This window comes from Halomonas sp. BL6 (assembly GCF_006228115.1).
GTDB classification, from domain to species: domain Bacteria; phylum Pseudomonadota; class Gammaproteobacteria; order Pseudomonadales; family Halomonadaceae; genus Vreelandella; species Vreelandella piezotolerans.
In genome coordinates, this window is the sequence record NZ_VDGL01000002.1 from 151,739 (window position 1) to 173,962 (window position 22,224).

The following is a 22,224-nucleotide window of genomic DNA, read 5'->3' on the forward strand; positions in this document are numbered from 1 at the left end:
TCGATGAGTGCAATTCGGGTCGTGATGGCCGATGACAGCCCGCTAGCGCGCGAGGTATTGCGCGACATACTCACTCGGGATGGTGATATCGAGATCGTCGGTGAAGCGACCAACGGTCAAGAGGCCGTCGAGATGGCGCGGCGGCTGAGCCCACAGCTCATTACCATGGACCTGACGATGCCCATAATGGATGGGCTCAGCGCCATCGAAGAGATCATGCACACCAAAGGGGTGCCCATCGTCGTGATTAGTGACCGTTCAGACGCCCAAACGGCCTATCGCGCGCTGGAAGTCGGCGCACTGGAAGTGCTGCCCAAGCCGGGGCTGGACGACGAGGATGCTCAGCGCCTTCTGGCACGGGTGCGGCTATTGGCGGGCGTGTCCGTGATCACCCGACTGCGCCGACGCGCTCCTGCGACACCCGCGCTCGCGCCTGCCAGGCCTGCGGCTGTCCCTGTGTGCCCGACCGCCTCACGCGGTTTTCAGCGGGTGGTCGCCATTGCCTGTTCGACTGGCGGCCCCCAGGCACTCGCGCGGCTGTTAAGCAAGCTCCCCAAAGAGTTTCCCGCTCCCATCTTGATTGCCCAGCACATTAGCCCTGGCTTCATCGAAGGTATGGCGACATGGCTAGGGTCGCTCTGTACGCTGCCAGTGAGCGTCGCCCAAAGTAGCGAGCGCCTTCTGCCCGGACACATCTATTTGTGTCCGCCCGACAGTCAGATCAACGTAACGGCACAACACCGTTTGCAGCTGTCACCCGGCCCTGCACAGGCGCTCTACCATCCAAGCTGTGATGCCATGCTTCATAGCGTGGCGAGCGTATATGGAGCCGATAGTATTGGGGTGATTTTAACCGGTATGGGCCGAGACGGCGTCAGCGGCATGCGCGCGATTCAGCTCGCGGGAGGCACCACCTTGGCACAGGATGAAGCCAGCTCGGTGATCTACGGTATGAACCAAGAAGCCATCAATGCGGGCGTAGTACAGCAGGTGTTGGGGCTAGACGAGATCCCGACGCGCCTGCTTCGCGACGTGCGCTTCACCCCCTCACCCTGGCGGGCACCGCAATGAGTTCACTGGCACCGTTCAAGCAGTGGGTGCATCAACGCTGCGGGCTACATTTGGAAGGACTCGCTGAAGCGCGTTTGGTGCGCGCCATCGAAGCCTTGCACGTCGAACTCGGTACGCAAGACAGCCACGTCATGCTGACTCGTTTGGCGGAAGATGACGCGCTGTTCGACCGCTTTGTTAGCCAGTTGACGGTCAACGAAACGTACTTCTTCCGCGAACCGGAAACCCTTCACTGGCTGGTAGAGACGTACCTGCCACGTCGGCTGGCCGAGCAAGGCGGTCCGCTACGCTTACTCAGCGCTGGCTGCTCCTCGGGGGAGGAGCCCTATAGCGTCGCCATGGCACTACAAGAGCGCTACGGCGACCGCGCTCAAACGCTGTTCACCATTACCGGCGGCGACGTCGACCAGCAGGTACTGAAAAAAGCGCAGGCAGGGCGCTATGCGGGCATGGCGTTTCGTGCCCTTCACCCTTCACTAAAAGCCCGTTTCTTCACCCCGGTCGGGCGCAGTTTTCAGCTGGATACCACGCTGCGTCAGTGGGTGACGTTTCAGCCGCTGAACCTGCTGTCGACGAGCGCTTGCCACATGGATGGCCCGTTCGATGTCATCCTGTTTCGCAACGTCTCGATCTATTTTGACGAAGCTACGCGCCGTACCATTCAGCACCAGCTCAAGCAGCTTTTAGCCCCTAACGGCATTCTGCTATGTGGCGTGACTGAAACCTTAGGTAACGATCTAGGCGTGTTCTCTCTCAAGGAGGAGCAGGGGGTGTTCTACTTTCAAGCTGAGCTGCCGATGTCAGCGCGCTCCGTCAACGAACTCGTGCCCGTCGCCCCGCAGGCAACGAACGCACCGGTGGCGAGCGAGCCCGCCCCCCATGCGGAGCCTCTGCCCGCCGAGCCCAGTCACCAAGAGGAGCCGCCGCCCTTTTCAGCGCCACCGTCCGCTAACCACGACACGTTGCAGCACGCCCACGATGCGCTGAATCAAAACCGCTTCGACGACGCGAATACCCTGCTGATGCCGCTGTTGGCCGACGACCCGTGGAGCGTTGATGCATTGCTACTGGCGGGCCTCGTTGCCCGCTGGCAACAGCAGCCTCAGCGCGCGTACGATTATTTCAAACGTGCGCTCTACGTGTCCCCCGAGTGCTGGCCAGCCCACTTTTATCAAGCGGAGCTGCTACGCCAAGGCGAGTTACCTGACCAGCCCACTCAGCGGCAGCGCGGTTACGCCGCCGTCGTACGCTTGCTAGACGCCTCTCCGCTAGCCAGTGGCGGATTAAAAGTGATTGCCTCGCCTTTGCCTCCCGGCGATGCCTGCTTCTTGGCAAAACGCTACATGAACGAACATGCCGTCACACAGGGAGCGGGCTAATGGCGCTCGATATTCGACGCTTCATTCAGCGGTTCGTCGAAGAGGCTGCTGACCACTTGCCCCGCTTGCGCGAAGGCATCAGCGCTTTGGAGCAAGGCGCCGCTGATAAAGAGCGTATCAATGAGCTATTTCGCTCCGCGCATACGCTCAAAGGCTCATCGCGGATGCTCAAGCTCACCCCTATCACCGCGGTGGCCCACAGCATGGAGGAGCTGCTCAGCGCTTTTCGAGACGGCAGCCAAGTGCCTGGTCCCGATAGCATCAGTCTGCTATACCAAGCCACCGATGCGCTCGCTGACGATGTGGCCCAACTCGCCCAGGGCGCGTCTCCTGAGACGCTCGCCGTCGCCGACCCGGTGCTTTGCCAGGCGTTGGAAGCCGCTGCCCAACCCAGCACGGCCACTCTCTCCAACGCGGAGGAAGCCCCCGAACCCACAGCACCGCTGCCGCTGTCTCCACCGGTAAACCCACCGCGGCCCGCTGGCAGCGCGACCCTGGCACTCAGCGATACGGTGCGCGTGCGCCTGGAGCGATTGGACGATGTGATTCGTCTGATGGGCGAAGTGCTCTCGGGGCATCACCATCTGCATACGCTGGTCGAACAGGCGCAGGCGTTGGAAGCGCGTCTGCCTGGCGATCAGCGCAGCGCCATTCATGCCTTCAACCGCGACTTGAAAGACAGTGTGCTGAGCCACGATGCGTTAATGAGCGACCTTCACGAGCGCGCCCTGCAGATGCGTATGCTGCCCCTCGGCGTGGTCTTCGACCCGCTGGCGCAGATGGCCAGGGAGCTTGCCCAGTCACTAGGGAAGCATGTGGACTGCCGGGTGCGGGGCAGTGAGATCGAGCTGGATCGCCAACTGATCGACCGCCTTTCCGACCCGCTGATTCACCTGCTGCGTAACGCGCTGGATCACGGTCTAGAGACACCAGAGCAACGCAAAGCGGCAGGCAAACCCCCCCGAGGTCAGCTCATACTGGAAGCTTGGCAGGATGGCAACTGGGTCGTGGTGGAAATGCACGACGACGGCACAGGTATTGCGCTGGACGCCGTCCGCCAAAAAGCCCTGGCCAAGCAGCTGCTCAGCGAAGAGCAACTGTCGGCGCTCAGTGAGCAAGAGACGCTCGACCTGATCTTTTTGCCCGGTTTTTCGACCAAGGCGATGATCACCGACTTTTCGGGACGCGGCGTGGGTATGGACGTAGTGAAACGCACCATCATGGACGAGCTGAGCGGCGATTTGCAGCTCACCAGCGAGGCAGGCAAGGGCACGCGCTTTACGCTGCGTCTTCCACTATCACTGGCATTGATGCGGGTACTACTCATCGAAGCGGGCAACGTAACGCTCGGTATCACCGCCCCCCATGTGGCGGAGCTGGTCGAGTGTTCACCAGCGCAGTTCATCGACGCAGCGGGGCAGCCTACGTTGATCTTACGTAACGAGTTCGTGCCAGTAGTGCCGCTTGCCCAGTTGCTGGATCTGCCCGTGGCCGACACGCTGCCCGATCCGGCGTTACTGGTCGTCGTCCATCAGCGCCAGCAAAAACTGGCGCTGATCGTGGATACGCTGGTCGACGAGCGGGACATGGTGATCAAGCCGCTTCCCGAGCATCTACGCTACCTTCCCCTGATCTCGGGCATGGTGTCTCAGGGGCGTAATGCGCTGGTCAGCCTTCTTCACGTCCCGGCGCTGCTTGAACGCGCCAAGCGCCATACGCTCGCCCCCCGTGGCGTAGAACCCAGCGGCACCGCTCACCGCATATTGGTCGTGGATGACTCTTTGAACACTCGGGAGATCGAAAAAGACGTGCTGGAAGCGTGGGGCTATCAGGTGACCCTGGCAGAGAATGGTCGCGATGGATTGAACAAAGCCCTGGCCGAGTCTTTCGATGCCGTGCTTACCGACGTTGAAATGCCCGTGATGGATGGCTTTGCGCTGACCGCCAGACTGCGCGAAAATGAGCTATATCGTCATAAGCCGATCATCATCATCACCTCTCGCGAAAAAGAGAGCGACCGCCAGCGGGGGATGGAGGTGGGGGCCGATGCCTACATCGTGAAGGGCAGCTTCGATCAGAACAACTTAGTGGAGACGCTCAAAGCCTTGTTGGGCTGAGTCTCCCGCCATGAGGATAACCATGCGAATATTGGTCGTAGACGACGACCCCTTAGCCGGGGAAATGACCGGGGCGCTGCTGGAGTTTCAGGGCCACGACGTCCTGCTCGCCAACGACGCTATGGAAGCCACCCACGAACTGGATTCCCATGACGATATCGCGCTGATCGTCAGCGACATGTATATGCCTCTGATCAACGGCATCGAGCTTTTGCACATGCTGCGAGAGCAGGGTGTCATGCTGCCCTTCATACTGCTCACTGGTGACACGCCGGATGATGCACTGCGCCAGACCCCAGGGCTCAGCGCTTGCTTACAGAAAGATGCCGCGCTAGACACGTCATTAGAGCGCGCCGTTGCCCAAGCGCTTGGTGCGTAGCCATGCCGTTACCCAGCTATGCCCGGCTCGTCCACTCGCACAGGTAGCCTGATGTCATCCTCTGCTTCTTCGCTGCACGATAAACTCAATCAACTGCGTCAGCGTTTCATCGACCAGTTACCCGCGCGTTTACAGCTCACTGTCGGGCTGTGGCAACAGAGCCAGGCCTCCGCCGAGGCACAGGCACGACTTGGCCCAGAGCTGCATCGGTTTTTCCATAGTTTGAAGGGCACCGGACGCTCACTGGGCTTCGAGCGCATTGCGCTATTGGCCGAGCAGGGCGAGGCCGCTCTCGACGGCCAAGCACCTGCCGGGCAGGTGGTGGAGCAGGTGTTCGTCCACCTCGCCGAGGAGCAGCAGCGGCTGCAGTCACTGCCTGAGCAACAGCGGGCACTGGCCGCCATGACCAGCGTCGAATTCTCGCCAAAGCCAGTGCAAACCCGCAGCAAGCGTCAGCGGCTGATCTACCTATGCGACGACGAACCGGACCAAGTGAGCCAACTGCTGCACCACCTGCGCTGCTTCGGCCACGAGGTAGTGCACTTCGAAGACACGGATACGTTCTTCAACGCCGTGATCACGCGTCGTCCCGACGCCATCATCATGGACGTGCAATTCCCTCAAGGTAATACGGCGGGCACCGAGACGCTCGCCAGCCTCAACAAGCTGACCGGTGAACCGCTGCCCTCGATCGTCCTCTCCGCCCACGGTGATTTTCACTCACGCCTCAGCGCCGTGCGAGCAGGCTGTAACGGCTACTTCACGAAACCGGTGAAACCGCTGGACTTGATGCTGGCCGTGGACGAGCTCACCACGCCCAGCGACGAAGAGCCGCTGCGCATTTTGATCGTGGACGATGAACCAGAGGTCGCGGCATATCATGCCCTCCTGCTGGAGCAAGCGGGGATGGCCGTACAGCAGGTCAATCACCCCGCCGATGCGCTGACGGCCCTCGAGCGATTTAGTCCCGACCTGCTGCTCGTCGATGTCTACATGCCCGTTTGTTCCGGCGAAGAGCTGGCGAACATCATTCGCCAACAGCCCGAACACGTGGGTCTACCGATCATTTATCTATCGAGCGAAACCGACAGCCAAAAACAGCTCTCGGCTATGACGGCGGGCGTCGAGGCCTTCATCACTAAACCCGTAATCCCCGATGAACTGGTCTCGGCCGTCACATTGCGCGCCGAGCGCCTACGTTTACTGCGCTCGCTGATGACCCGTGACAGCATGACCGGGCTATATAACCACAGCACCACCACCGAACTCATCAGCAAAGCATTGGCACAAGCGCACCGTGACAACACCGAGCATGCCATGGCGATGATCGACATCGACCACTTCAAAGCGGTGAACGATACCCACGGCCACCTTGCCGGTGATCAGGTCATCATCACCCTGGCAAGGTTGCTGAAAACCCGCCTGCGCATGTCGGATATCATCGGGCGTTACGGCGGCGAAGAGTTCGTCGTGCTACTCAAGGGGGTCAGCGACGAGCGCGCCTGCGAGCTGATCGATGCACTGCGCCACGACTTTGCCCAGGTGGACTTTCATGCGGGCGGCACGCGCTTTCGCTGTACGTTCAGTGCCGGCATCAGCCGTTTTCCTAACCACCCCTCCACTGAGTCGCTGCGCCTGAGTGCGGACCAGGCGCTCTACCGCGCCAAGCATCAGGGGCGCAACCAAGTGGTCACCAGCAAGGAGCAGGACGATGACGGACTCCCCACGGACTGCCCCTGAGGCGAACGCCACCTTCGCGCAGGCGTTCAACGCGCGCGGCGATGAGACAGCCATTGTGGAGGTGGATGAGCCCAGTCAGCAGGTGGTCCTCTTCCAGCTCTCCGGTCAACCGTTTGCGCTGCCCGGCCAGGCAGTGAGCGAAATTTTGAAAGGCGACACGCCAGTGTATTTCGTCCCTGGCTTGCCGGATTCCACCGAAGGGGTGATTCACCTGCGCGGCCAGATCGAATCACTGATCACGTTGCAGCCGCTGTTGGCCCTTGCTCCGTCTCAAACCGACGGCATGATGCTTGTCGTGAAAGGCGCCGGCATCCGCAGCGCGGTCCGCATCGATCAGTTGCAGGATGTCTGCGAGCTGCCGATAAGTGCTTTGAAGACGCCTCCCGACACCCTGCCCAGTGCGCTGCGTCCCTACGTAAGCGCGCTCTGGCAATCCGATGACACGCAGCGCGCCACGGCTCTCCTCGACCCCGACGCACTGCTTCAAGCGTACCTACAGGGTCTTGGCTAGCCAGTGAGTACCGTGACCTGTGTTCGCTTCAACGCCTGCGGCCATCAGTGGGCGCTGGAAGCTCACCACGTCAGGCGTATCGATAGCGCCGCGACGCTGGCACGTTACGTGTCTTTCGAGACACTCATGTGCCGAGGACCTGGACACTCGAGTCGCTGGCTCACGCTGATCGACCGCCAAGGCCCTTGGCAGCTTGGCCTGCCTGGCGACAGCGAGCTTGTCCCTCTCCAGGCCGCTGACCTCCACCCTCTGCCGCCGCTTTTGGCCGCCCGCACGTCCTACCCGGCGCTTTGCGGCGTCGCCCTGGAAGGAGCGTCCATGACGCTTCTTCTCGAGGGTGGACGACTCGGCCTGCCCGTCGATTCTGACTCAGTGGACTAACCACAAACAGGTCACCCGGCTGCCCGGCTCTACTTGGCAGTGCGGTTCGATCACGGCCAACGCATCAGCCGCAATACACGAAGAGAGCACGGCTGAGTTTTGGTCGTCGAACGCCTCGGCCTCTATCCCCTCGGCGGTAAAGCGCAACGCCACGCGCATGTAATGCTGGCGCGGACCGGTGTCAGTGGCGAACCTAGCCGTGGCCGTCAGTCGCGGCAACGACCCAAGCGAGGGGCAATCTAGGAGCGCCCCAATGAGCGGCCGCAGAAACAGCCATGCGCCCACGAACCCCGATACCGGGTTGCCCGGTAACCCCACGAAACGCGCAAGGCTACCGTCGTCACGGGGGAGTCGCCCCAACGCCAGGGGCTTACCGGGACGAATCGCCAGCTTCCACATATCGAGCTGGCCTAGCGATTCCAGGGCCGCTTTGACGTGGTCTTCCTCACCCACGCTCACACCACCCGTGCTCACCACCACGTCGGCGTCGGCAGCTGCGGCGTTCAACAGCGCGACGGTCTGGGCGTAGTCATCGGGTACGCTCACCAACTGAACCACCTCAGCACCAAACGTCTCTAGCAGGCGCTTGAGCATCGGGCGGTTGGAGTTATACAGCTGGCCAGGCTCGAGCGGCGTACCGGGATCGACGATCTCATCACCGGTGGAGAGCAGCGCCACCCGAGGACGACGACGAACGCTGACGTCGGTGATGCCCTGCCCCGCTAAATGCCCTAACGCTGCGGCCTCCAAGCGCTCACCTGCATTGAGCAGAAGATCGCCTTGACGTACGTCGCGCCCCTGCAAGCGCACGTTATCACCGGCAGGCACATCGTCTGGGATAAGCGCTTCGCCCTCCTTTTCGACCACCCGCTCCTGCATCACTACGCAGTCAGCGCCGGGGGGCATCTGCCCGCCGGTGAAAATCCGCGCGCAGGTGCCCGCTGCCAGCGGCTGTGCCGTATCGCCCGCCGCAACTCGCTGGCTGACCAACAGCCACTTACCGGCGTCTACAGCGCGCAGCGCATAGCCATCCATCGCGCTGTTATTGAAAGGAGGCACGTCCAGCGTCGCCGTGACCGGCTCGGCCAGCACACGGCCAGCGGCGTCGTTCAACGCGACTCGTTCAACCGCTAGCGGCATAACCTCGGCCAGCAGCGCGTCGAGCGCCGTTTCGATCGGCTGCAGCTCAGCCATGCTGCCCCCGGCCTGGAATCACCAAGTTGGCAAAGTTACAGGGCTTATGGCGGCTATCGAGCTGCTCGGCCAGGATGCCGTCCCAGCCGGTGCGGCAAGCGCCGGTGGAGCCCGGCAGACAAAACACCACCGTGGCGTTGGCAAAACCGCCCAGCGCGCGGCTCTGAATGGTGGAGCTACCGATCTCATCGCCGCTCAGCTGGCGAAAGCGCTCGCCAAAGCCTTCGATGCGTTTATCCAGCAGTACCGAGACCGCCTCGGGTGTGGAGTCACGCCCGGTAAATCCGGTGCCACCGGTGGTCAGCACCACCTGCACGCTGGGGTCGGCGATCCACTGCGCCACCACCGCCCGAATTTGATACACGTCATCCGGCACGATGCGCTTGTCGGCCAAGCGGTGGCCCGCCTCGGTCAACCGCTGCACCAGCGATTGGCCCGAGCGATCGGTCTCTTCCGTGCGAGTATCCGAGACGGTGAGCACCGCGATGTTCAGCGCTTCCATGGCATCCATCGGCTACTCCTCGCGCTCATTTCGAGCATTGGCTTGTTTCCTGGCTTGACGCGCCTCGAGCGCGGCGAGCTGTTCCGGCGTCGCCTCGCCCTGGTGATGCGCCTTCCACTCACTGTAGGGCATGCCGTAGACATACTCGCGGGCGGCCTCCAGATCCAGCTCGGTGCCGTGCTGATCAGCGGCGGTCACCAGCCATTTCGAGAGGCAGTTACGGCAGAAGTCCGCCAGAATCATCAGGTCGATGTTCTGCACGTCTTTATTGTCATCCAGATGCTTCAGCAGGCGGCGAAACGCGGCGGCCTCCAGCTCGGTGCGGGTGGTGGCATCCAGTTCGTCAAATGTCGCCATGGTCATTCCTCTTTCCCAATGCATGGAAGTGCAGCATAACAAAAGACACCGCCCGAAGGCGGTGTCGAAGGGCATTCACGTTCACTGATGTCGACGGAGTGACTCAGCTTGGCTTAGCGGCAGAGTTGGCTGCCGAATGCTCGCCGCTGTCACCCGCTTTACGCGCCGCTATCTCTTCTTCGCTGATGGCCTGATCTTTGACCTCTTCGTACCACAAATTGTGGTGCTCTTTGGCCCAGGTTTCATCCACGTAGCCGGTGGTCATGCCTTCCAGCGCGCCTTCCGTGCCCAGCGTGCCGATGTAGATGTGGCCCAGCGACACGGCGGTCAGGCCGAGCGCTCCTACGGCGTGGATGATGTTGGCCCACTGCATGGTGTCGCGACCCTGGTCGAAATTGGGGAAGTCGAGCACGAAGCCGCTCGCCACCACCAGAATGCCGACGGATGCCAGCAGCCAATACCAGGCTTTTTCACCGCCGTTGCAGAAGCCCGCATCGACATGGCCTTTGCCAATCATGCCGCCGCCTTTTTTGAACCATACCCAGTCGTGCTTTTTGGGAATGTTCTCTTTGATCAGGCTAATCAGCATGATCACCAGCAGCACCCCGAAGATCGGTCCCAAATAGTTGTGCAGCACTTTGGAGGCCGACACCATCCAACCCCATACGGCATCGCCAAATAGAGAGCGGAACACGAACTTACCCAGCAGCAGGTTGAGTCCGGTCAATGCCAGGGTGATGAACAGCGTGGCGACGGTCCAGTGTAGAGCGCGCATTAGCAGCGACCAGCGCAGTAGCAGACGACCGGTGCGCGGCTCTTCCAGATACTTCCGCCCGACGATGAAGTAGAACAGCGCGATCAGTGCTGCCATGCCGCCAATGGCAATCATGCCAAACGGCGACACCCAGCGATTACGCAGAATGCGCCACGTTTCGCCGCTCGCGTTGATCAGGTTGTAGTTACTTTCATGCCGCGAGTCGCGGTAGTTGGGCCCGGTTTCTCCGCTGCGCACCTGACGCCACTGGTCGGCGGTGATGCCCGGCGCAGCCGTGGTCATTTCACGATCTGGATCGGCTTGCGCCACGGCCATTTGGGTGACGCCCAGGCTGGCCACCAACAGTACCAGCATGAGACAGAGACGCCAGCCGCGCTGTAGCCAGCTAGCGGTGCCGCTAGGCGCCCGTGAGGGCACCTTTGTCATGGTCAAGGTTGTCATGACACGCCTCCTTACCCTTTGCGGGCAGCATCGTAGGCAAGGTTGTCAGTGCTAGCCTGAGGATTGTTCGACCACGCACCATCTTTATGGCCACGGTGTACCACGCGTTGACGGAAGATATCGGCAACGTCCTGCGCGTCTCCGGCCAGCAGCGCTTTAGTGGAGCACATCTCGGCGCACAGCGGCAGCTTGCCTTCTGCGATGCGGTTAGAGCCGTACTTCTGGTACTCCTCTTCTTTGGTTTCGGCGGGACCACCAGCGCAGAAGGTGCACTTGTCCATCTTGCCGCGCTCGCCGAACGCATCTTGCTGCGGGAACTGCGGCGCGCCAAAGGGACAGGCGTACAGGCAGTAACCACAGCCGATACATAGGTCTTTATCGTGGAGTACGATGCCGTCGTCGGTTTTGTAGAAGCAGTCGGTGGGACATACCGCCATGCAGGGGGCATCGTCGCAGTGCATGCAGGCAACGGAGATGGACATTTCGTCCGCTTCACCGTCGTTCAGGGTCACCACGCGGCGGCGCTGAATGCCCCACTCGACGTCATTGGCGTTCTTACAGGCAGTGACGCAGCCATTGCACTCGATGCAGCGCTCGGCGTCACACATAAATTTCATTTGAGCCATGGTGTTCTCCTCGTGCCGGTGCGGGGGTAGCCACACCGGCATGCTGTCTGGTCAGGTCGTGTTAGCTGGCGCGTTCGATACGGCAAATGGTGCACTTGGTCTCTTGCATCAGTGTCACCGGATCGTAGCCGTAGGTGGTCGCGGTATTGGCCGCTTCACCAGTCACGTAGGGAACGGTGCCTTCCGGGTAGCGGTCGTGCAGGCTTTCGCCCTGGAACACGCCGCCAAAGTGGAACGGCATGAACGCCACTTTACGATCCACGCGGGGCGTCACCAGTGCTTTTACTTTGACCCGACCACCTTCGGCGCCTTCGACCCACACCTGATCGCCATCGCGGATGCCAATGTCGTTGGCATCGGCTGGGTTGATTTCGACGAACATCTCCTGCTGCAGCTCGGCCAGCCAGGACATGGAGCGCGTCTCTTCACCGCCACCTTCGTACTCGACCAAGCGACCGGAGGTCAGAATGATCGGATACTCCGCGCTGTTGTCACGGTCCTGGATGGTTTTGTACATCGTGGGCAGACGCATGATGGAGTCGAAATCGTCCCATGTCGGGTAGCGCTCGACCAGGTCACGGCGGGTGGTGTAGAGCGGCTCCCGGTGTTTCGGAACGGCATCTGGGAAGGTCCACACCACGGCGCGCGCTTTGGCGTTGCCGTAAGGCGCACAACCGTGTTCGATGGCCACCCGCTGGATACCGCCGGAGAAGTCGGTCTTCCAGTTTTGGCCTTCGGCCGCTGCTTTCTCCTCATCGGTGAGATCATCCCACCAGCCCAGATCTTTGAGCAGCTGATCGGTAAACTCCGGGTAGCCGTCGTCGATGTCACCGCCAACCGGTGCCGAGCCTTCCGCCAGCAGGTTCACACCGTCGCGCTCGATACCGAAGCGGGCGCGGAAGCCCATGCCGCCTTCCATGACCGGGACGCTGGTGTCGTAGAGGTTGGGCGAGCCGGGATGCTTGAACTCAGGCGTTCCCCAGCAGGGCCACGGTAGGCCGTAGTAGTCGCCATCGGCAGGGCCGCCCTGGGCACGCAGGTTCTCAAAACTGAAGGTGTGCCAGTTTTGCTGGTGCTCTTTCAAGCGCTCTGGGCTTTGGCCGGTGTAGCCGACGGTCCACATACCGCTGTTAATTTCACGCAGTACGTCTTCGATCACCGGTCGATTGCCTTCCATCGCGAAGTTCTTCACGAACTCGTTGCCAAAGCCGAGCTTGTTGGCAAATAGATACATGATTTCGTGGTCCGGCTTGGACTCGAACAGCGGCTCGATGACCTGGTCGCGCCACTGAATCGAGCGGTTCGTTGCCGTGACGCTACCGGTCGTTTCAAACTGGGTGGCGGCGGGCAGCAGGTACACGCCGTCGGTACGGTCATGCATGACAGCGGCAACGGTGGGATACGGGTCGACGATGACCATCATCTCCAGCTTCTGCATCGCCTTCTGCATTTCGACGCCGCGGGTTTGCGAGTTGACCGCGTGGCCCCAGTAGAACATCGCTTTCAACGCAGTGCGCTGGGAGATGTTGTCATCCTCTTCCAGCACGCCATCCACCCAGCGAGAGACGGTGATACCGCTGGAGTACATCGGTTTGCCATCGGCGTACTCGGTGTCGTCGAAGCGGCCTTTCAGCCATTCGTAGTCCACGTCCCACACCTTGGCCCAATGCTGCCATGCCCCCTCTGCCAAGCCGTAGTAACCCGGCAGGGAGTCACACCCTAGCCCCAAGTCGGTCGCGCCTTGCACGTTGTCGTGACCACGCAAGATGTTGGCGCCGCCACCGGATTTACCGATGTTACCCAGCGCTAGCTCTAGAATGCAGTAGGCGCGGGTGTTGTTGTTGCCGGTGGTGTGCTGAGTACCGCCCATGCACCACACCACGCAGCCGGGGCGGTTGTCGGCAAGACGCTTGGCTACGTCGAACATCTCGGCTTCGGGTACGCCAGTAATGTCTTCGACGACGCTGGGCGGGAACTGGGCGACTTCGGCCCGCACATCGTCCATGCCATAGACGCGCTGGCTGATGTACTCACTATCTTCCCAGCCGTTTTCGAAGATGTGCCACAGCAAGCCCCAGATGTAAGCCACGTCCGAGCCGGGGCGAATGCGCACGTACTTGTTGGCTTTCGCCGCCGTACGCGTAAAGCGCGGGTCTGCGACGATGATGTCGCAGTTGTTGCGCTCTTTGGCAATCAGGATGTGCTGCATGGCGACCGGGTGCGCTTCACTGGGGTTCGAGCCAATGAACAGGATCGCCTTGCTGTTGTGCATATCGTTGAGCGAGTTGGTCATCGCTCCATAACCCCAGGTATTGGCTACACCCGCCACGGTCGTGGAGTGACAAATACGTGCCTGGTGGTCAGTGTTGTTGGTGCCCCACATGGAGGCGAGCTTGCGCATCAGATACGCCTGCTCGTTGTTGAACTTCGCCGAGCCCAACCAGTAAACGCTGTCCGGGCCGTAGCTGTCGCGCAGCTCGAGCAGCTTGTCGCCGATCTCGTTGACCGCCTCGTCCCAGTCCATGCGCTGCCACTCGCCCGCCACTAACTTCATCGGGTACTTCAAGCGGCGCGTGGAGTGGCCGTGCTGGCGCAGCGACGCGCCTTTGGCACAGTGAGCCCCACGGTTGATCGGGTGGTCGAAGGCAGGCTCCTGTTTGGTCCAGATTCCCTCTTGCACTTCGGCATAGACACCACAACCCACCGAGCAGTGGGAACAGATGGTGCGCTTGGTCTCCACCGGGGAGTCGAGCACCGGCGTTTTATTCGCCGCTTCGGTGCGCTGCATCATCGGCGCGCCCATGAAGCCTGCTGCGGCAACGCCGCCAGTGGCGACGCCCGTACGCTTCAAGAACTGACGACGGGAAATACCCAGTCCAGTGGTCGCAGGGGCGTTCGTTTTACGAGTTAAACGCATGGCAAATCTCCTGGCAGTTCGCCGTCAGTCACGCAGCGATGCGTAGTAAGCACGAATATGGTCGGTCTCACGGTAGTTCACCGTCTGCTTGTCGCGCTCGACCGGGCTCTTGTCATCCGCCTGTGCCAAGGTGACGTGGCCGACCGCAGCGGCGGCACCCGCAGCAGCGGTGCCTAAACCAACGGTTTTCATAAACCGGCGGCGCTCAGGGTTATGTGACTGGTGCATGGGGTTCTCCTCTTTCATGCTTTTCTTATACGTGGCCAGCAGGCCTGTCGTTCACTTACCGCTGCGCACGGTCACGTCACGGTGTGGTTTTGCGCGCTGCACCGGCGTCATAGGAAGCAGGCTCCACTATGCGTACCGGTCGATAGGCCGCCTGATCGCTCAAGCGTGCCTGTTCGCTCTCCATGAAAGCGCTACCCAACTGCCCCAGCGCTGCATAGAAAGCGGTGTCTACGTTGGCAAGGTCATCCCAACAGCGGCTGGCCCAAGGGGCAAGATGCCGTTGAAAAAAGGTAAATTGCTCGCCATTTTGTGCCGCGATGAGCATGGCCATCACTTCACACACCGCGGCCAGGTGATCTTCTGGATCCCGGGTATGCTCGCTGCGCTCGAAGCCCAGCGCTCGGAGGTCTTGGCGCAGTGCGACCAACGCGGCTTCCATCAATTCGCCATTTCGGTACCAAGACGCATAGGGGACTACGTCGCCTTGAATCACGCCGACCAAGTGGCGAAAATGCGCCCGTTTCAAGCCGTCGACATCGCTCTGGGCCGCGGCCAGCGACAGCGCCGCCCAACACTCGGCAATACGGCTACCGTCTTGCTCGTTATCCAAGCTCGCCAACCACGCCAGCAGCTCGCCATCCGGCGCTTGGCGCAGCAGGCTGGCGAGCAGCTGGTAGATATCCATGCGCAGCGCATCGGTGTCGCTTAGCGTCGGCATTGCATCGCTCATAGCTTCATACCTTTAGTTGCGCGTTAGGGTCGCGCGCCATGGTTTTCCAAACGTCTTTCACCCGGCAGTCTTCGCACATTTCCAACCGCGCCATGGCATCCCCGGCAAAATAGGGGTGATTGGCCAGCTTGGCTTTGATGGTGGCCACGGTACTGGCCGTGGCGAACGGCTTGCCGCAGCCAATGCACTCGAACGCCGCCTCTTCATGGCAAATGTGCCGTGTGTCGCGCTCGGGCGTGGCGAGGAACCCCGGCGCCAGCGTAATGGCGTCTTCCGGACAGGCCTGTTCGCAGAGCCCGCACTGCACGCAGTCTGCTTCGAGAAAACTCAGCGCGGGGGCGTTGCCCCCAGACTTGAGCGCAGGCGTTGGGCAGTTGCTGACGCAGGCGTGGCACAGCGTACAGGCCGCGCTATCCACCTGAATACCACCGTACGCCGCGCCCTGAGGCATGGCATGACGTTCACCGCTGGGCGCACCCAACTCGGCCAGTCGCGTCAGAACCACGTTCAGGCGGGCACGCTTGTTAGGCTCGTCGAAGTTCAACGGCGACTCGGTGAGCGGAGTGAGGCTCGGCAGCGCATCGCGCTCGCTCTCGGCTCCAACGGGCAGCAGCTTGATGCGTGCCGTGTCGTGGCCAAGCGCGGTCAGTAGCGCGTGCGCCTGGGCGATTTGCTGCTCTAAAAACGCGCTGAGCCGATTCGGCATGTCATCGTGAAGCTGAATGCGCACTTCGGCGGCACCGCTGGCAAGTGCCGTCAGCCACTGGTCGTGACCCGCCGCGCCCAGTTCTTCTAGGGGAGCATCGATGATATGACCCGGCGTGGTAATACCTGCGTTGCGCTCGGCTTCTAGCGAGTCATGGGTGATGAAGCGCAGCACCGGCACCTCGCCACCGGCGTCGCGGTAGGCAGATAGCCAAGTGGCGAGCGTATCCTGCTGCCGACGGGTTTCCGGGAGGCGAAACTCGATGGCACCGGTCGGGCACGCGCTGGTGCAGCTCCCCACGCCCTGGCAGAGAAACGGATCGATCTCGATGCGCGACTCGATGCGGCCTTGGATGCTGGCAATCGCATCCGCCGGACAGACGTCGAGACAGCGGGTGCAGCCGACGTTACCACTGGAAGAGTGGGCACAAAGATCGGTATTGACCTGGAAATAGCGCGGTTTGTCGAATTCGCCCACCAGTTCGGTCACGCTCTCCAGCACGTCGGCACGCTCTGCCTCCTGACGCTCCCACGCAAGGCGCAGGTAGCCCGGCGGCGGCAACTCCCATGCAGCCACGTCCAATGCGCCTTCCGTGAGATCCAGCACCACGTCGAAAACGTCGCGTTCGATCAATGCTTGCGCCAGATTGAGCGCGTCGCCACCGGCTTGAGCCAAGGTGGTTCGGAACCCGCCCAGGTGACCCGCAATACGCAGTTGGGGCTGCTGATGTGTGCTCAGCAGGTGTGCGGTGACCGGCTCGCTGGTGGCAGGAAGATCGACAGCGACATCCGTCGTCAGCAGCGTCAGCGACGCGAGCCCACGACCTTGCAGCGCACGCACCGCTGGGCTGACGGACGCTGCACGACCCAGTAGCAATACGTGCCCTCGGCTATGGTAGGTCACGTTGGCAGGCGTTAAATTCACCGGCCATGAGATACGCCGACGCACCGCTTCACGGGCGGCGGCGTTACGCTGGTCGTCGATCGACGCCAGTTGGATTCGTTGGTTCATGCATTCTCACGGTCAAGAGGTCGTTTTTGTTATAATTAGCGTTTAGATGTCGTCATTTCGAGGATGACTTTCGACGTTATATCGACATAGCTTATTGTATCAGCGTACGGCGCAAACCGCTTTTTTGCCACTTCCATTGGTCGTATCGCTGTCAACGCAAGCCTGCTCGATTTTTCACAACCCACTGATTCAAAAAGCTAACCGTCTTTTTTTCGCTCTCCCAGAGCGTGATCGGAATCATCAGACCGGTCGTCTAGTGAGGCACTTTGTACAAAACTGTCATCACTTGTGCAAGCGCTCCCCTGCCCAGCTCCCTTCTCATCCTCGTCATGGCCCGCGCGTTCTGCGTCGTTTTGCGCGGACTCGTCCAGCTTATCGAGGGTCTCCTCTGCTTTATTGGCCCAGCGCCGCAGCTTGCCCGCCAGCTCGCTCGCCATGGGCTTCAATTGCTGAGTGTAGTCAGCGTCGTAATCGTCCAGACCATCGCGCACGTTGTAGTTACCGGTGGCCCAGAGCCTGCGTAGCGCGCGACGGCGCAGGGCGGCGCTCACGCCAGGCACCATGAAGGCACTGAAATCACTGCCAGCAGGCAGGGTGTCGGGATCGGGCAGCGTGTGGTCCAAACTACCGGGGGGTGGCAACGCTGACGTCTCTTGCTCGTCAGTGGCTGCCTCGACTGCTACTTCATCGGCCCCATGATCGGCAACATTAGCGCGCTGTTCCGCCGACGGCCTGACGCGCTCACCTTGCTCGACACCCGTAGGCTCGGAAGAGTCAGTTTCAGACGAGCTAGGCGGAAGATTATCGTCATCGAGACCGCGCTTTTTACGCGACCAGCGCTCAAAACGGCTCACTGCGGCTGCTCCTTGGCCGGGGTCTCTTTACCACGCCCGGCTCCTTTGCGTTTTTTCTTGCGGGTTTCCACCGGGGCGTCACCGTGGCGGGCGAGGTAGTGCTCGATCCACACTTGAATCGCCATCGGCATGGGCGCTTCCAGCACCTGCTGCTCGCCATCGAGCCAGCCCGCGGCGACGTCTTGGCTGGCGGTCATCGCATCGGGCGTCGGGGTCTGCCCCGTGAATCCAGCACGCACGAACAGGCGCGGTGTGGACGAGGTAAGGTTGAACCGGTAGGCCGCTCGCTCGGTCATGTAGAGCTGCAAGTTGAGGACACACTCCCCCTGGTCGCCCGGCACGAGCTCGGCAATACGCCACTGGGTCTGTGTGAAACGTCCCACCTGCTTGGCCTCCGCCATCAAGGTGACGCTCAGCGCGCGCAAATTATCACTCATGGGTTTCACCCCCTTAGACCTTGAACGGGTAGACAAGTAAGCCTTTTGAGCGCCATCATCGTCAACTCAGACTATTTTACTCAACTATTATCGTAATGTTCGCCGTGTTTGCGTTACCCACACCACGTTTTGGTATCAGTGAGGATTGCGGATGCCCGCCCTTCAGCTAAGCCGAGCCCGCTTACCGGCCACGACCACCATCGATGTCATGGATGCCTACGGCGACACGCGCGCCCAGGCGATTGCCGCCGAGCGTGCGCTCACGGTCTACCTCAATAAGCGCGAGATCGTCACGCTAATGACCCTAGGGGACGACCCAGAAGCGCTGGTGGTGGGCTACTTGCGTAATCAGGGACTATTGCGCAGCGCCGAGGACTTGGCCGCCGTGCAGGTCGATTGGGACGTCGAAGCAGCGGTGATCGTCACTCGCCATCTGCCGGAGGACTTGGAAGCGCGCCTGGGCAAACGCACCGTGACGACCGGCTGCGGCCAAGGTACCGTGTTCGGAAACCTGCTGGAGCAAACCGCCCTGACCGCGCTGCCCGAGACACCGTTGGCGCAATCCACTCTGTATGATTTATTGGCTAATTTGAACACCTATAATGACACCTATCGCAGCGCGGGGGCGGTTCACGGCTGTGCGCTGTGCCACCAAGCGCGGGTGCTGGATTTCGTCGAAGACGTGGGCCGACATAACGCCGTCGATACGCTGGCCGGCCGCCAGTGGCTCAATCAAGCGGACAGCCAGAGCGCCGATATTTTCTATACCACCGGCCGCCTCACCTCCGAAATGGTGCTAAAAGTCGCGCAAATGGGCATTAGCGTGCTGGTATCGCGCTCAGGCGTGACGCAAAAAGGCGTAGAGCTGGCCGAACGTTTCGGCGTCATGCTGATCGCTCGGGCCAAAGGCAAAAGCTTCCAAGCGATCAACGCCGCTGGCCGCTTGACCCTAGACGCCATACCCCCCAAACCGCCCAGCGCGCGCTCGTCCAAGGAGGCAGGCGTATGATAGCCAAGCAGGATCTCACCGGAATGATTCTCGCCGGCGGCGAGGGTCGCCGTATGGGCGGTCGAGACAAGGGGCTCGAGCCTTTCGCGGGCCTGCCGCTGGTGGCGCATACCGTCAAACGCTTTGACGGTCACGTGCATGAGCTGATGATCAACGCCAACCGCAACGGCGATGCCTACGCGCTGTTTGCCGACCGCGTCATCGCTGATGCCGAAGGCGGTTTCAAAGGTCCGCTGATGGGTATTTACAGCGGCCTATGTGCCGCCCAAACGCCGTGGCTATTGGTCGCCCCTTGCGACTCCCCGGCGCTGCCCTTCGATGTGGTGTCGCGGATGATCGCGGGGGTTATCCAAGAAGGTGTCGAACACGACATTGCCGTGGCCTTCGATGGCGAGCGCCTGCACCCGGTCATCGCGCTACTGCGCACGTCGCTGGCCGACGATCTGGCCGCGACGCTGGCCGACGGCGAGCGTAAAATCGACCGTTGGTACGCCCGCCACGCTTGGTGCCGCGTCGATATGTCGGATTGCCCGGAAGCGTTCGCCAACCTCAACACCGAAGAGGAAAAAGCGCGTTTGGAGCAGGCCATGACGACATCCTCCCAGGAGGTGCCATGAGCCTATCGTGTTTCGAGCTGGGCGAGCAGATGCTGAGTGTCGAGGCCGCCCGAGCGGCGCTGATGACGCTGGTGGAAACGCCGGTAGCCGTCGAGCAGGTGCCGCTGAGCCGCGCCTACGGGCGCAGGCTGGCCGTCGACATCACCGCCCGAATCAACGTGCCGCAAAATACCAACGCGGCGATGGATGGCGTTGCCCTGGCATGGCCCAATGCGTCGCCTCATGCTGTGCACTTTCCTGTCATCGGCGACGCCATTGCCGGGCAAGCGTTCGACGGTCATGTGCTCCCCGGCCAGTGCGTACGCATCACCACCGGGGCGCCCATGCCTACCGGCACCGATACGGTCATCATGCGTGAACAGCTCGTCGAAGAGGCGCACCGTGTCACCGTCGAACGCCCTGAGCGCGTCAGCGTCGGGCAGCACGTTCGCCAAGCGGGCGAGGACATTGCCGAGGGCGATGTGGCGTTGACGGCAGGCACACGTCTGGACGCTGCAGGCATGGGTCTGGCAGCCTCGCTGGGCTATGCCGAGATCACGGTGTATCGTCGTCCCAAGGTCGCGATTTTCTCTACCGGCAACGAAGTCACGCCGCCAGGGGAGCCGTTGCCCAACGCCGGGATTTACGATACCAACCGGTTTACCCTGATGGGCATGCTCAGCGAGCAAGGGGCCGAGGTCGTGGATCTAGGCATTTTGCCCGACGACCCGCACACCATCGAACGGGCGCTGGCCGAGGCTGCGACACAGTGCGACCTAGTGATCACCAGTGGTGGCGTATCGGTCGGTCATGCGGATTACACACGCACCGCGCTGGAGGCCCTTGGGCGGCTGGCCTTTTGGCGAGTGGCGCTGCGCCCCGGTCGCCCCATGGCCTGCGGCCAGCTAGGCGATTCGCGCACGCCGTTCGTGGGTCTGCCGGGCAACCCGGTGGCCGTCATGGTAACGTTTAGTCAGTTCGTGGTGCCGCTGCTGCAGCGGCTGCAAAGCCAACCACCGGCAGCACCGCGACGGCTGACGGCGATGGCCCAAACGTCGCTTAAAAGTCGTTTGAAACGCACGGATTTTTTGCGCGGTGTCTATACGTGCGATGACCAGGGAGTGCTGCACGTGCGCAGCACCGGCGCCCAGGGTTCGGGTATTTTGACATCCATGGTGATGGCCAACTGTTTGATCGAACTTGGCGATGACCAAGCAGGCGCTCAGCCAGGCGAGGCGGTCTGCATTCAACCCATAACGAGCTGGCAATGACCGAACAACTGATCGACGATTTTGGCCGCCGGGTACGCTACGTACGCATGTCGGTCACTGACCGCTGCGACTTTCGCTGCGTGTACTGCATGAGCGAGGAAATGACGTTTCTTCCCCGTGCGCAAGTCCTCACACTGGAAGAGCTGGCCATGGTGGCACGCGCCTTCACCGAGCTGGGTGTCGAGAAAATCCGCCTGACCGGGGGGGAGCCGCTGGTGCGTAAAGGCATCGAGCAACTCGTGGACGACATCGGCGCCCTACCAGGGTTGGACGACTTCACCATGACCACCAATGGTGCCAGCCTGCGTAAACACGCCAAGCGGCTCTACCAAGGCGGCTTGCGTCGGCTCAATATCAGCCTCGACTCTCTCGATCCCGAGCGCTTCAAGCAGCTCACGCGCACCGGCGATCTCGCCAAGGTGATCGACGGCATCCACGCCGCCCAAGAGGCGGGCTTCGAGCGCATCAAGCTGAACGCGGTAATTTTGAAGGGCCGCAACGAAGACGAAGTGCTCGACTTGGTGACCTTTGCCCGCCAGGAAGGCCTCGATATCAGTTTCATCGAGGAGATGCCGCTGGGCGATGTATCGGATCACTCCCGGGCGGAGACTTTCTACTCCAGCGACGACGTCCAGGCGATGATCGAAACCCGCTACCCGCTGACGGCGACTACCGAGACCACGCCCGGGCCGTCGCGCTACTTCAGAATGGCCGACAGCGATAGCCGCGTAGGCTTTATCTCGCCCCATAGCCACAACTTCTGCGATAGCTGTAACCGCGTGCGGGTCACCGTGGAAGGCCGTCTGCTGCTGTGCTTAGGGAATGAACACTCGGTGGACTTGCGCGCCGTGTTGCGCCGCCACCCTGGCGATATGCAGGCGCTCAAAACCGCCATTATCAACGCCCTGCCGCTCAAGCCAGAACGCCACCACTTCACCACCGACGGTGATGTGCAGGTGGTGCGTTTCATGAACATGACCGGAGGATAACCG

At 61.4% G+C, this 22,224-nt stretch carries 22 protein-coding genes; 11 read left to right on the forward strand and 11 right to left on the reverse strand.

The window, feature by feature from the left end:
- Positions 1-3 precede the first annotated feature (3 nt).
- From cheB to FHJ80_RS04270, 7 genes are read left to right on the forward strand one after another with little or no spacing between them, the layout of a single operon-like run.
- Positions 4-1,071, forward strand: coding sequence for a chemotaxis-specific protein-glutamate methyltransferase CheB (gene cheB / locus FHJ80_RS04240; protein WP_139525796.1), 1,068 nt, complete (start codon positions 4-6; stop codon positions 1,069-1,071).
- The gene (locus FHJ80_RS04245; RefSeq protein ID WP_139525797.1) at positions 1,068-2,450 is read left to right on the forward strand and encodes a protein-glutamate O-methyltransferase CheR; all 1,383 of its coding nucleotides are present in this window, start codon (positions 1,068-1,070) and stop codon (positions 2,448-2,450) included. Before cheB ends, FHJ80_RS04245 begins: the two co-directional genes overlap by 4 nt.
- A complete protein-coding gene (locus FHJ80_RS04250; RefSeq protein WP_139525798.1) occupies positions 2,450-4,567 on the forward strand; it encodes a hybrid sensor histidine kinase/response regulator in 2,118 nt (705 codons plus the stop codon). The genes FHJ80_RS04245 and FHJ80_RS04250 overlap by 1 nt, the downstream gene beginning before the upstream one ends.
- Before the next feature lie 22 nt (positions 4,568-4,589).
- Positions 4,590-4,946, forward strand: a complete 357-nt coding sequence (locus tag FHJ80_RS04255; RefSeq protein WP_139525799.1) for a response regulator — start codon at positions 4,590-4,592, stop codon at positions 4,944-4,946.
- A gap of 51 nt (positions 4,947-4,997) precedes the next feature.
- Positions 4,998-6,686 (forward strand): diguanylate cyclase, encoded by a 1,689-nt coding sequence (locus FHJ80_RS04260; RefSeq protein ID WP_139525800.1) that lies wholly within the window; start codon positions 4,998-5,000, stop codon positions 6,684-6,686.
- The gene (locus tag FHJ80_RS04265; RefSeq protein WP_139525801.1) at positions 6,658-7,197 is read left to right on the forward strand and encodes a chemotaxis protein CheW; all 540 of its coding nucleotides are present in this window, start codon (positions 6,658-6,660) and stop codon (positions 7,195-7,197) included. Before FHJ80_RS04260 ends, FHJ80_RS04265 begins: the two co-directional genes overlap by 29 nt.
- Before the next feature lie 12 nt (positions 7,198-7,209).
- Positions 7,210-7,578, forward strand: a complete 369-nt coding sequence (locus FHJ80_RS04270; protein WP_139525802.1) for a hypothetical protein — start codon at positions 7,210-7,212, stop codon at positions 7,576-7,578.
- Here the strand turns inward: FHJ80_RS04270 and glp (FHJ80_RS04275) are convergent.
- The 11 genes from glp (FHJ80_RS04275) to FHJ80_RS04325 all read right to left on the reverse strand — a co-directional run bounded on the left by glp (FHJ80_RS04275) (position 7,567) and on the right by FHJ80_RS04325 (position 18,356).
- Positions 7,567-8,772, reverse strand: coding sequence for a gephyrin-like molybdotransferase Glp (gene glp / locus FHJ80_RS04275; protein WP_139525803.1), 1,206 nt, complete (start codon positions 8,770-8,772; stop codon positions 7,567-7,569). The genes FHJ80_RS04270 and glp (FHJ80_RS04275) overlap by 12 nt on opposite strands.
- The gene (gene moaB, locus FHJ80_RS04280; RefSeq protein ID WP_139525804.1) at positions 8,765-9,283 is read right to left on the reverse strand and encodes a molybdenum cofactor biosynthesis protein B; all 519 of its coding nucleotides are present in this window, start codon (positions 9,281-9,283) and stop codon (positions 8,765-8,767) included. Before moaB ends, glp (FHJ80_RS04275) begins: the two co-directional genes overlap by 8 nt.
- Positions 9,284-9,286: 3 nt before the next feature.
- On the reverse strand, positions 9,287-9,631 hold the full coding sequence (locus FHJ80_RS04285) for a DUF1244 domain-containing protein (protein ID WP_139525805.1): 345 nt from the start codon (positions 9,629-9,631) through the stop codon (positions 9,287-9,289).
- Positions 9,632-9,734: 103 nt separating this feature from the next.
- Complete coding sequence (locus tag FHJ80_RS04290; RefSeq protein WP_176558214.1) at positions 9,735-10,847, reverse strand: formate dehydrogenase subunit gamma; 1,113 nt, start codon at positions 10,845-10,847, stop codon at positions 9,735-9,737.
- An 11-nt stretch (positions 10,848-10,858) separates the two neighbouring features.
- A complete protein-coding gene (gene fdh3B / locus FHJ80_RS04295; RefSeq protein ID WP_139525806.1) occupies positions 10,859-11,473 on the reverse strand; it encodes a formate dehydrogenase FDH3 subunit beta in 615 nt (204 codons plus the stop codon).
- 61 nt (positions 11,474-11,534) lie between these two features.
- A complete protein-coding gene (locus tag FHJ80_RS04300) occupies positions 11,535-14,390 on the reverse strand; it encodes a molybdopterin-dependent oxidoreductase (RefSeq protein WP_139525807.1) in 2,856 nt (951 codons plus the stop codon).
- Between the two features lie 24 nt (positions 14,391-14,414).
- Complete coding sequence (locus FHJ80_RS04305) at positions 14,415-14,618, reverse strand: twin-arginine translocation signal domain-containing protein (RefSeq protein WP_139525808.1); 204 nt, start codon at positions 14,616-14,618, stop codon at positions 14,415-14,417.
- A gap of 76 nt (positions 14,619-14,694) precedes the next feature.
- On the reverse strand, positions 14,695-15,348 hold the full coding sequence (locus FHJ80_RS04310; protein ID WP_139525809.1) for a molecular chaperone: 654 nt from the start codon (positions 15,346-15,348) through the stop codon (positions 14,695-14,697).
- A 4-nt stretch (positions 15,349-15,352) separates the two neighbouring features.
- On the reverse strand, positions 15,353-17,065 hold the full coding sequence (locus tag FHJ80_RS04315) for a 4Fe-4S dicluster domain-containing protein (RefSeq protein ID WP_139525810.1): 1,713 nt from the start codon (positions 17,063-17,065) through the stop codon (positions 15,353-15,355).
- A 197-nt stretch (positions 17,066-17,262) separates the two neighbouring features.
- Positions 17,263-17,919, reverse strand: coding sequence for a DUF3306 domain-containing protein (locus FHJ80_RS04320; RefSeq protein WP_139525811.1), 657 nt, complete (start codon positions 17,917-17,919; stop codon positions 17,263-17,265).
- Positions 17,916-18,356, reverse strand: coding sequence for a DUF3305 domain-containing protein (locus FHJ80_RS04325; RefSeq protein WP_139525812.1), 441 nt, complete (start codon positions 18,354-18,356; stop codon positions 17,916-17,918). Before FHJ80_RS04325 ends, FHJ80_RS04320 begins: the two co-directional genes overlap by 4 nt.
- A gap of 151 nt (positions 18,357-18,507) precedes the next feature.
- On the opposite strand from FHJ80_RS04325, the gene FHJ80_RS04330 reads away from it, so the two are divergent.
- Genes FHJ80_RS04330 through moaA form a run of 4 tightly spaced genes read left to right on the forward strand, consistent with a single transcriptional unit; the run spans position 18,508 to position 22,221 of the window.
- Positions 18,508-19,365 carry a formate dehydrogenase accessory sulfurtransferase FdhD gene (locus FHJ80_RS04330; RefSeq protein ID WP_139525813.1) on the forward strand — a complete coding sequence of 286 codons (858 nt, stop codon included), beginning with the start codon at positions 18,508-18,510 and terminating at the stop codon, positions 19,363-19,365.
- Positions 19,362-19,982, forward strand: coding sequence for a molybdenum cofactor guanylyltransferase MobA (mobA, locus tag FHJ80_RS04335; RefSeq protein WP_139525814.1), 621 nt, complete (start codon positions 19,362-19,364; stop codon positions 19,980-19,982). Before FHJ80_RS04330 ends, mobA begins: the two co-directional genes overlap by 4 nt.
- Positions 19,979-21,232: a gephyrin-like molybdotransferase Glp gene (gene glp / locus FHJ80_RS04340; RefSeq protein ID WP_139525815.1), complete on the forward strand. Its 1,254-nt coding sequence runs from the start codon at positions 19,979-19,981 to the stop codon at positions 21,230-21,232. Before mobA ends, glp (FHJ80_RS04340) begins: the two co-directional genes overlap by 4 nt.
- Positions 21,229-22,221 carry a GTP 3',8-cyclase MoaA gene (gene moaA, locus FHJ80_RS04345; RefSeq protein ID WP_139525816.1) on the forward strand — a complete coding sequence of 331 codons (993 nt, stop codon included), beginning with the start codon at positions 21,229-21,231 and terminating at the stop codon, positions 22,219-22,221. The genes glp (FHJ80_RS04340) and moaA overlap by 4 nt, the downstream gene beginning before the upstream one ends.
- Positions 22,222-22,224: the final 3 nt, after the last annotated feature.